Origin of the sequence: Flavicella sp., from assembly GCF_029238425.1 — a bacterium.
Lineage (GTDB): Bacteria > Bacteroidota > Bacteroidia > Flavobacteriales > Flavobacteriaceae > Flavicella.
Genome location: NZ_JAQWGB010000113.1, coordinates 19,976 through 31,622 on the forward strand (window position 1 = coordinate 19,976; position 11,647 = coordinate 31,622).

Below are 11,647 nucleotides of genomic sequence, written 5' to 3' on the forward strand. Positions count from 1 at the left end.
ATATAAATGAATCAGTCAGTTGAAAATCAAATAGAAGAACTACGTGAAGAGATTAGAAAACATAATCATAATTATTATGTGAAAGATATTTCGACCATTTCTGATTATGATTTTGATATGCTTTTGAAAAAGCTAGAGGCTTTAGAAATTAAGCATCCAGAATTTTTTGATAAAGATTCGCCTACGCAGAGAGTGGGTGGAGGGGTTACAAAAAACTTTGAAACCATAGTTCATAAAAATCGGATGTATTCATTGGATAATTCCTACTCGTTAGAAGACCTAGAAGATTGGGAAAAAAGAATCAAAAAGATTGTAGAGGGACCCATTGAATATACCTGTGAATTGAAGTACGATGGAGCCTCTATTAATATCAGTTATGAGAATGGTAGTTTGGTAAAAGCTGTTACGAGAGGGGATGGATTTCAGGGTGACGATGTTACAACCAATGTGAAAACCATACGTTCCTTGCCATTAAAATTGACGGATCCATTTTTGGAGTCTTTTGAGATACGTGGAGAAATCATACTGCCTTTGGATGGTTTTAATAAAATGAATGAAGAGCGTGAAGCAGAAGGGGAAGATGTGTATGCAAATCCAAGAAATACTGCTAGTGGAAGTTTGAAATTACAAGATAATGCAGAGGTTGCAAAAAGACCTTTAGACTGTCTGTTGTATCAAGTTGTGGTAGATAGGTCTAATTTTGAATCTCATTCCGAAATTTTGGGTGCAGCTAGAAAATCGGGTTTTAAAGTTCCTGAAACGATGACCGTAGCTTCTTCTATTAAGGAGGTATTTGATTTTGTTGAGGACTGGGATGAAAAAAGACATGATTTGCCTTATGAGACGGATGGTGTTGTGATAAAGGTCAATTCACTAAGACAACAAGAAGAGCTCGGGTATACCGCAAAAGCACCCCGTTGGGCGATTGCTTATAAATTTAAAACAGAACAGCAAAGTACTGTTTTGAATGAAATCACCTATCAAGTTGGTAGAACAGGAGCCATTACTCCCGTAGCAAATTTAGAACCAGTACAGCTAGGTGGAACTACTGTACGTAGGGCTTCTTTGCACAATGCAGATCAAATTCAAAAGTTAGATATTAGAGTTGGTGATTTTGTGTTTGTAGAAAAGGGAGGAGAAATAATCCCAAAAATTGTAGGGGTTGATTTAGCCAAGCGACCTGAATCCTCAATTTCAACATTGTATGCTACCAATTGTCCAGAATGCGATAGCTTATTGGTCAGAAAAGAAGGAGATGCAAAGCATTATTGTCCAAATGAATTTACTTGTCCGCCTCAAGTCACGGGTAGAATTCAACACTTTATCAGCAGAAAAGCTATGGATATTGACGGTTTGGGAGGAGAAACAGTTGACCTATTAAGAAAATCAGAGCTGGTTGCTAATTATGCAGATTTATATGATTTGACAATAGAGCAAATACTTCCTTTGGATAGAATGGCTGAAAAATCTGCTCAGAATATTGTAACTGGAATTCATAAATCAAAGGAAATACCGTTTGAGAAAGTATTGTTTGCTTTAGGAATTAGATTTGTGGGTGAAACTGTGGCAAAAAAATTAGCGAAGCATTTTAAAAATATCGATTCCTTACTAGCGGCTTCCTTTGAAGTATTGGTTTCTGTGGATGAAATAGGTGATAAAATTGCAGAAAGTATTGTCGCTTTTGCTAGTGATGAACAGAACCTTATTTTAGTTGAAAGATTAAAAGCAGCAGGTGTACAATTGGAGTTGTCTGCTGAGGTTTTAGAAAATCAATCAAATCTCTTAGAAGGAAAAATATTTGTAGTTTCAGGAGTGTTTTATCAAATGACCAGAAATGAATTAAAAAAAGCAATAGAAGATAATGGAGGTAAGGTTTCTAGTTCAATATCTAAAAAGACAACTTTTGTGATAGCCGGCGATAAAATGGGACCTTCTAAATTAGAAAAAGCTACTAATTTAGGGATATCAATTATTTCTGAGGATGAATTTATAGGTTTACTAAATTAAAAACTTGCGACGAACTGCAAGCCAAGGAAAGAGCTCGAGATTTGTGGAATCAATTGTTTTCTAAATTCCAATTTATTAGAGCTTTTTTTTAAGGCCAATTTGTTTTTGTCTTTTTCGATTTGTTTCCTGCTACTCAAAACAACGCTTCTTCCAATAACGGTACCAATAAGACCACCTACAAGCATATCCGAAACCCAATGGTTATGATCTTTCATATTTGCCATAAAAACTAATGTAACAAATCCATAAGGAATCCAGTAATTATCATATTCCATCTGTATTACTTTCGCCACAGCGTAATAGGCTGTTGCATGTAAAGAGGGCATTGCCGTTCCTAAAGCCGTCACACCTCCATGAACTCCTTTCGCATTAAAAAAATCCCAATTGTCTCTTGTAAATGGATACTCAACAGGTTCATTGTCGGCTAAACTTCTATGAGGCCTGTTTCTTCCCATGATGGCTTTTAAAGCAAGATGAGTGATCACAAATGAATAAGCCATGGATTTAATGGCGTTTGCCGCCGCTCTCTGGCCTTTTTCATTGTTTACAATAAAAGAACCAGCATACAGTCCAATTAATGGATATGCGATATAAGCATCTTCTCCAGAGAGCCAGGGAAAGTTATTGTTTTTTCCAATGGTAATGTCAGGCAAAGTATAATCGATAGCAGGCTCTATGGTTTCATGTAAAAAAGTTGTTGTATAATGATCAGTTGCAATTAACCCTAGGATACCAACGGCATAAAACACTGAGGTTTTCCAATCTTTGGATATACTATGTCCCATTTCGCCGAAATCTCCGGGTATTGTGATGACCGAGTTTTTTATAACTCTTCCAGCGACCTTAAATCTATTCTCTTTTCGTTCTTTCTTGTAGTTTAAACTATCAATTTGTCCATAATTAAGAAAAGAAATAAATAAGCATAGAATGATTGAAAACTTTTTCATTGCATAGGTTTTTGGCAAAAGTACAAGAAAAATTAATTCAAAAAAAAAGAGTGAACATTGTTCACTCTTTTTTTTAATTCCATAACCACCATTCGGTTTTGACACCAAAATATGTTCCCCAACTTCGTTTTCCAGTGAATTGAAGAAACGGTGAATACAAATTATCTTGAGCATATTGATTGTATTTCGCAACGGATGCGACAAATCTAAAATGCGGTCGAGCCCAAATACTTCTTTGTCCGGTAGGAACAAAAACTGGGGCTATTGTGAATTTAGTCATGCTTGCCGCAGGATGATCACCATCACTTCTTCTAGAATAATGGAATTCAGTGATTAGGTGAAAATAGTCTGTGAAATAATATTCGTCTCGTGCACCAATGGTAAAATCAACTTTTTTATTGTACACCTCTCTACCAAAATAGGTTTTTGATAATCCGTTGCCAGGTGCTCCACCTTTACTATAAGTCATGATAAGGTACGGATTTATCGTATTATTTTTAGAGGTGTGAAATACGGAATGATTTACAATAGCTAAAGAGTAGGCTCCTTTGAAAGTTCTTGCAATTGTATCAGGCGCCCCAAAAGTAGCCCATGTTTTTGAAACACCACCATCTCCACCGTTTGCAATTCTTGTTCCGTATCTAACAGAAAAATCATTAAAGGATCCCTCTTTTAGGTTTTTAAAAACCACATGATGTCTAGCACCGATTACAAAACCATAGTCAGAATCGTAGTTGTACACTGGAACTTCTGGTTCAATCGGATTGGATGGTTCATCCTCAATTTCACTCGCATGTGCATCAGGTATTCTATGATATTCTCCTAACAATGTAATTCTATTTTGATCATTAATATCAATGTCATGCTCCGCTACGAGAACAGTTCTTTGTCGCAAAGCAGCGCTTGGTGTTCCCGTTTTGATGTTCAAATAAAAATAGGGGGGCACTGTTGCAGTAGTATCCGTAGCAGTTACAAAGATTGCTGCAAGTCTGGTTTTTTTGAATTCAACTCCAAAACCTTGTCCAGAGTGATCATTGAAATAAAAATGATCGGCTACATGAACATCGGGTCCTCTGTATAATCTTGATCCAATCCACATGTTTATACCTGTATTTTTAATGTTTCTTGCTTGAACAAAAAGTTCAGGAATGGCAATCGTTAACCCTCCAAGACTTGAAGTTGTACTATTTCCAAAAGAGGTAAGACTGTTGCTAAAAACAGATAGTCGAAGCTGCATATGGATATAAGTGCTATCTCCTTTTTTGGGTTTGAACTGAAGGGATGGCGCAAACTCCAAATAATCTTGTTCTTCCATACGTCCACCGATACTTCCCATATTGTTCAAATTCAATCTTCTCCCGATGGTTCTTCCATGGTCAAAAGACCAATCTACACCAACTCTACCATAAGAACCTACAGAAACAGCTTTGTTTGTAATATGATCATATGCAATTTGAGAGTTTGCGGAGAAAGTAGCCGCAACGAATACTAAAAAGAATGTAAATAATTGAAAGTTTAGTTTTTTCGATTTCATTATTTTTTTGATTGGTTAGCAATAGGATAAATATAAAGAAAAAATAATGCAAATGTTAAAATATGTTAATTTTTTAGAGGTAGTGAAGTCAGTGTTTTAGGTCTCTATTTTAATTTTGTTTTGATTATTGAATGAAACCGTCTACTTTTGTTTTAAGATAGTTAACTTTTTTTAGAGTTTGTTTTTTATGAAACAATCCTGCTATCTTTAAAACAAGTCTCTCTCCAGGCGTGAATTCTCTTTAAATATGAATATGATAGATATTAAAATTAATGGTTTAGTTTGGGGTCGATTGAGGTTTTTGTTCATTCTTTTGATTTGTTCAATGAGTACTTCTGGCCAAAACTCTATCGAATTTGAACATTTGTCAACCGTAGATGGATTGTCTCAGAATGATGTCAATTGCATTTATCAAGATAAGCAAGGATTTATGTGGTTTGGAACTCATGATGGATTGAACCGTTATGATGGTTATAGTTTTAAAGTGTTTAAACCAAACCCGAATGATAAAAATAGTATCAGCAGTAATCTTATTTGGGATATTACAGAAGATGATTATGGAAATTTATGGGTTGGTACAACAGGAAATGGCTTGAATCTTTACGATAAAACAACCGAGAAATTTACCCGTTTTAAGCATGATGATTTTGATAAACATAGTATTGTAGATAATACCATAAGAGCTCTTTTTGCAGATAGTAAAAATAGACTTTGGATCGGTACTGCTAAGGGGATTGATATGGTTAAGTTGGATGTTCCGTTAGATTCTATAAAGTTTAGACATTTTAAATTATCCTCAAATGATATTTCTGTTGGGGGGAAAAATGCCAATAGTATCAATGATATTTTTGAAGATTCTAATGGACAGATATGGCTAGCAGGAGGTAAAGGTTTACATCGATTATCCCATGATGAAAACGGAAGTGTTTATTTCCCTAGGGTAAATGCCATGATTGGACTACCGAAATACACCCCTGTTAAAAATATTGTAGAAGATGCTTTTGGTAGAATTTTAATATCATCATCTAAAGGTGGATTCATGATCCAGTTGGATCAAAATGTCTATAAAGCTATTCGGTTTGTTGGAAAGAGCTATGGAGACCTTGCTGTGTCGGGTGATTATTTATGGGGTGGAAGTACTAGAGGATTATCGAATTTTTCAAATAATAGAAAAAATAAAAAACCGAAAAAAGAAAATGACTTTACGTATAATCCCAGATTTCCAACTAAAAGTTTAAGTAAAAATAATGTTACCTCCATTTTTGTTGATAATACAGGAATTGTTTGGATTGGTGTTAATGGGGGAGGAATTAATAAATATGACCCAACAAGAAAACAATTTGAAACAGTAAGAAAAACCTTAGATCCTAAAAGTTTAAGTAATGATAAAGTTAGGTCCATTTATGAAGATTCAAATGGGACGTTATGGGTTGGAACAGAAGGAGGAGGAGTAAATGTGATGCAGAAAAAAAATGCTGAAATTGAAGGTTTTGAATTTGTGAATTTTGCCGTAAAATGGCCGGTATATTCGTTAAAAGAGGTACGTATAAATAACAGAAAAAAAATGCTATTGGGTACGCAAGGTCCGGGAGCAATGTATGAAGTAGATATCACAGATAATAAAGAAATAACCAAGAAAGATTTTAAGAAAATTAATGAGTTCAATAGTAGTTTGTTTTCTATTGAAGAAGATAGTTTCGGAAACTTATGGTTTGCTACTTATGGTGCGGGAGTTTACCGATGGCTTGTTAATAAAGAAACAAATGATTTTAAGAAGGATATTTTATCTTTTAACAGAAACCAAGAAGGAAGTATCTCCAGCAATATTATTCGTAAAGTCTTCGTTGATAAAGATAAAAATGTTTGGTTTGGAACGGGTGATGGTCTTTGTAAATTAGATGTGTCGGAGAGCCTAAAGAAAAATCCAGTTTTCGAAATATTTAAAAATATTCCTGACGACGCTACAAGTATCAGTCATAATTATATTTTAAATATATTTCAATCTTCTACAGGTGATTTATGGATTGGTACTTTTGGAGGTGGATTGAATAAAGTTGTTGTTGATGAAGCGACCGGGAAAACTACATTTGAAGTCTTTTCCGAAGTGAATGGTTTGCCAAATAATGTGATCAAAGGAATTTTAGAAGATGATGGTGGTAATTTATGGCTTGCAACCAATAAAGGTCTTTCAAAATTTAATCCGGTAAATAAAAGTTTCAAAAATTTTGATGTAAATGACGGGTTGCAAAATGATGAATTTGGAGAGTTAGCTGCTTGGAAAACAAAAGAGGGTAAACTTATGTTTGGTGGTGTAAGTGGGTTCAATATTTTTGATCCAAACACCATAAAAAACAATAAAGTAAGTGGTGAAACTGTAATTACAGGATTTTCAATTTTTAATAAGCCTATTGATATAGGTGAAGAGGTCAACGGTCGTGTTATTTTGACTAAGGCGATCAATGAGATTGGTAAAATTGATTTAAAATATTCCGAAAACAGCTTTTCATTTGAATTCGCCTCCTTGCATTTTGCAGCTCCTAAGAAAAATATGTTTGCTTATAAGCTAGAAGGTTTTAATAAGCACTGGGTGTATACAAATTCGGATAAAAGATTTGCCACTTATACAAACCTAGAGCCTGGAGAGTATACCTTACACGTAAAGGCATCCAATAATGATGGTGTGTGGGATCCAACTCCTACTAAATTGAAAATTAAAGTGATTCCGCCATGGTGGAGCTCTAATTTAGCTAAAACAGGGTACTTGATACTTTTTGTGCTAAGTTTATTTGGGTTTAGAAGGTATACTTTGATTAGTTCTTCTAAGAAACATGATTTAGAATTAGAGCACTTAGAAAAAGAACAGCATGAAGAAATTCACAGACTCAAATTAGAGTTTTTTACTAATATTTCTCACGAGTTCAGAACGCCATTAACATTGATTCGTGGACCGTTAGATTACCTTAGGAAAAAAGGAGATTCAATATCCAAGAAAGAAATCTCAGAGCAATATGAGCTGATGTTCAAAAACGTGGATTATTTATTGCGTTTGGTAAATCAATTGCTTGATTTTAGAAAAATGGATAAAGGTAAGATGGATCTTGTTTTGGGAGAGAGTGATATGGTTTCATTTGTGAAAGGTCTAGGAGAGCCTTTTCAGTTCTTAAGTTTAAAAAAGAAAATTAATTTTGAAATATCCTCGGATAAGAAAAAAATATCTTCATGGTTTGATTCTAATGCTTTAGAAAAGATAATAAACAACTTATTGTCTAATGCATTTAAATTTACTCCAGAAAATGGTTCTGTAGTTTTGATGGTTCATGACGGAGAAACATTTCAAATGCCAGATGGAATAAAGCAAGTAGAAAATCAATCTAAATATGTGGTTATTCAGGTCAAAGATTCTGGTCCTGGAATACCAAAACATAGAATTCAACATATTTTTGAAAGATTCTATACACAGGTTGGAAAAGCGAATCTAGACATGAAAGGTACAGGGATAGGCTTGTCATTTACTAAAAAACTAGTTGAGCATCATTCAGGAATAATTGATGTAAAAAGTGATCCATCCTATGGGACTTCATTTTTTGTATTTCTTCCAAAAGAAAAAGAAATGTACCATGTTTCGAAGGATGTGAGTTTTAGAGATGGCGATGAAAGTGAACCATTGGTTGGGCAGACAGATGCCGAGACTCATGTAATGGGAGTTTTGGATGATATTGTTGATCAGAATATTTCTAGATCAAGATCACAATTACCTGTGCTTTTGATTGTGGATGACAATCCTGATATTAGATCGTTTATTAAAAAAGGTTTAGGAGAGAGTTATTATATTTATGAAGCAGAGAATGGTGAAAAAGGATTTGAAATTGCAAACAAAGTAGTTCCGAATATAATTATTACCGATTTGATGATGCCAATTATGGATGGTGTTGAGCTTTGTGGTAAATTAAAAACAACTAAAGAAACGAGTCATATTCCAGTGGTTATGTTAACAGCCAAAACCTCTGAAGAATCTGAAATAGAGGGATTGAAAATTGGAGCAGATGCTTACATTAGAAAACCTTTTGATATGGAATTGTTGGAGCTGAAATTGTCAAACATTTTAAAGCACAGACAAAAACTAAGAAAAGTATTCAATAGAGAGATAGTACTACAACCAAAAGATGTTACTGTAACTTCTACTGATGAAACTTTCCTTCAAAAGGCGATTGAAATTGTTGAAAAGCATATGATGAATTCTGAATTTAGTGTAGAGCTTTTGGTAAAGGAGATGGCTTTAAGTAGAAGTAATTTGTTTTTGAAAATTAAAGAATTGACAGGTTTGTCTTCAAGTGAATTTATCAGAAATATCAGACTAAAAAGAGCGGTTCAGTTATTGGAAAAAAGTGACTTATCGGTGAAAGAAGTGATGTACATGACAGGATTTAATACAGCATCCTATTTCTCTAAATGTTTTAAGAAACAATTTGGTGTCATCCCAAGTAAGTATGTTAGACAAGCGGATAGAACCTCTGAAGATTCTGAAGATACAACCGCGTAAACCATTTGTATTGGTTTATTGGACATATGTATTTTTGATATTAGTTAATTAATTCAATCTTTGTAGAGAAGATGTAAATTAATATTAAATCTAATTTATACTCGCTTTTTTAAAGCGAGTTTTTTTTGAAACATATGAAGATAAAAATTGGAATTCTAGCTTGTTTGGTTGTACTGGCAAGTTGTGGAAATAAAAAAGAAAAACAAAAGGTAACCAGTAAGCCAAATATAGTATTTGTTTTTACGGATGATCAAACCTATTCCTCTATTCATGCCTTAGGGAATGATCAAATAATCACTCCAACTATGGATTCTTTTGTCGCCGAAGGAACTACTTTTACACATGCCTATAATATGGGGTCATGGAGTGGAGCAGTATGTGCTGCTTCTAGAGCGATGATGAATTCTGGGCGTTTTGTTTGGAGAGCCAATAAATTTCGTCAAAATTGGAAGTCAAATGATTCCAAAGCTTTTGATAAATCTTGGTCAAAGGTGATGGAATCCGCAGGATACGATACTTACATGACGGGAAAATGGCACGTGGATGCTCCAGCTGGAAAAGTTTTTAAAAATGTAAAACATATCCGTCCAGGAATGCCCAAAGATGCATGGGACCATTTTGCAATGGTTGAAAAATTCAAAAAAAATCCTGAGTATAAGAAAAAAGGATCGGAAGTTATTATGCCAGTAGGATATAACAGACCACAAGATAAAAATGATACTTCTTGGTCTCCGACCGAACCTAGTTTTGGAGGTTTTTGGCAAGGAGGAAAGCACTGGAGTGAAGTGTTGAAGGATGATGCTATTGAGTTTATTGATCAGGCAAAAACAAAAGACGCGCCGTTTTTTATGTATTTGGCGTTCAACGCTCCGCATGACCCTCGTCAAGCTCCTCAGGAATATCAAGATATGTATAAGGTAGAAGAAATGGAACTACCTAAAAGTTATATGCCAGAGTATACTTATCGTCATTCTATTGCAAATAGCAACGATTTAAGAGATGAGGCATTGGCACCATTTCCAAGAACAGAGTATGCCATCAAAACGCATATCAAAGAATATTACGCGAGTATTACACATGTAGATGCACAGATCGGAATGATTGTAGAGGCTCTTAAGAAATCTGGAAAAATGGATAATACCTATATAATTTTCACTGCGGATCATGGTTTGGCTATGGGTAGACATGGATTATTAGGAAAACAAAATTTATATGACCACAGTATGCGACCACCAATGATTATTCTGGGACCTAGTATTCCTAAGAATAAGAAAATTGATGCGGATGTTTATCTACAAGATGCTATGGCTACTGCTATTGATTTGACAGGAACAGAAAAACCAGCATTCATTGAGTTTAATAGTTTTTTAGATCTAGCTAAAGGAGAAGCAACAAAAAGTCATTATGATGAAATTTATGGAGCTTATTTGAGTGTTCAGCGAATGATAAGAAAAGATGGATTTAAATTATTGATATATGCTGAAATCAATAAGGTAATGCTGTTTGATATGAACAAGGATCCAGAAGAAATGAATGATATTTCCAAATTGCCAGAGAACAAAGAAAAAGTAAAGTCATTATTTAATGACTTGCTAAAGCTGCAAAAAGAAATGGACGATCCTTTGGATATTACATCCGTATTTAAAACACTATAAATTTCAATCTAATGGTAAAGAATTTATTATGCACCGTTGCAACAGGACTTGTTTTGTTAAGCTGTGCAACCAAAGAGAAACAAATTCAAAAAAAACAAATTTCTCAGAAACCAAATATTATCGTTGTGTTGACTGATGACCAAGGATGGGCTGATGTCGGATTTAATGGAGGGACAGATATTCCGACACCAAACTTAGATGCAATAGCCAAAGAAGGAGTTATTTTTTCAAATGGGTATGTTTCTCATCCATATTGCAGTCCTTCAAGAGCAGGCTTGCTTACAGGAAGGTTTCAAGCACGTTTTGGACACGATTGTAATATGCCTTATAATACGGTTAACGATGAAACTGTAGGAACTCCATTATCTGAAATTATGATATCTGAAGCTTTGAAGGAGAAAGGATACCGTACAAGTGCTATTGGAAAATGGCATGTAGGTGATCATCCTGATTTACATCCTCCAAAACAAGGATTTGACCATTGGTTTGGCTTCCCTGGAGGAGGGATGAATTATTGGGGTATTTCCAATGGACCATTGCAAACAGTTTTTAGAAATGGTGTAAAAGTGCCTGAGAATGAATTGAGTTATTTGACTGACGATTTTACAGATGAGGCTATTGATTTTATTTCGAAAAAAGATGAAAAACCATTTTTTATGTATTTGGCCTACAATGCTCCTCATGGTCCCAATCATGCTACCAAAAAATATTTAGAGAACACCAAGCATATTGAATATGGTGGAAGAAGTGTGTATGGAGCTATGGTAAATGCTGTGGATTTTAATGTTGGTAGAATTGATTCTACTTTAGTGGCAAACGGAATAAAAGACAATACTATTTTAGTGTTTTTAAGTGATAACGGAGGAAGAGGTGAATTTGCTGATAATCGTCCAAATAGAGGATACAAGGGAATGTTGTTTGAAGGTGGGATAAAAGTTCCTTTTTTTATCAGATGGCCTGAAGG

At 34.5% G+C, this 11,647-nt stretch carries 6 protein-coding genes; 4 read left to right on the plus strand and 2 right to left on the minus strand.

Translation table 11 applies throughout. From position 1 onward, the window contains the following. Positions 1–6: 6 nt before the first annotated feature. Complete coding sequence (ligA, locus tag P8H68_RS08495) at positions 7–2,007, plus strand: NAD-dependent DNA ligase LigA (protein ID WP_300323491.1); 2,001 nt, start codon at positions 7–9, stop codon at positions 2,005–2,007. Here ligA and P8H68_RS08500 read toward each other — a convergent pair. Then, a complete protein-coding gene (locus P8H68_RS08500) occupies positions 2,004–2,954 on the minus strand; it encodes a phosphatase PAP2 family protein (RefSeq protein WP_300323493.1) in 951 nt (316 codons plus the stop codon). The two genes, ligA and P8H68_RS08500, sit on opposite strands and share 4 nt — an antisense overlap. Before the next feature lie 73 nt (positions 2,955–3,027). After that, complete coding sequence (locus P8H68_RS08505) at positions 3,028–4,488, minus strand: carbohydrate porin (protein ID WP_300323495.1); 1,461 nt, start codon at positions 4,486–4,488, stop codon at positions 3,028–3,030. Between the two features lie 253 nt (positions 4,489–4,741). On the opposite strand from P8H68_RS08505, the gene P8H68_RS08510 reads away from it, so the two are divergent. The 3 genes from P8H68_RS08510 to P8H68_RS08520 form a co-directional block, all read left to right on the plus strand. Further along, entirely contained in the window at positions 4,742–9,028 is a 4,287-nt protein-coding gene (locus P8H68_RS08510) for a hybrid sensor histidine kinase/response regulator transcription factor (RefSeq protein ID WP_300323498.1), read from the plus strand. A gap of 134 nt (positions 9,029–9,162) precedes the next feature. Continuing rightward, positions 9,163–10,683: a sulfatase-like hydrolase/transferase gene (locus P8H68_RS08515; protein WP_300323502.1), complete on the plus strand. Its 1,521-nt coding sequence runs from the start codon at positions 9,163–9,165 to the stop codon at positions 10,681–10,683. 11 nt (positions 10,684–10,694) lie between these two features. Beyond that, positions 10,695–11,647: sulfatase-like hydrolase/transferase (locus P8H68_RS08520; RefSeq protein ID WP_300323505.1), on the plus strand; the 953-nt coding region annotated here is incomplete at its 3' end.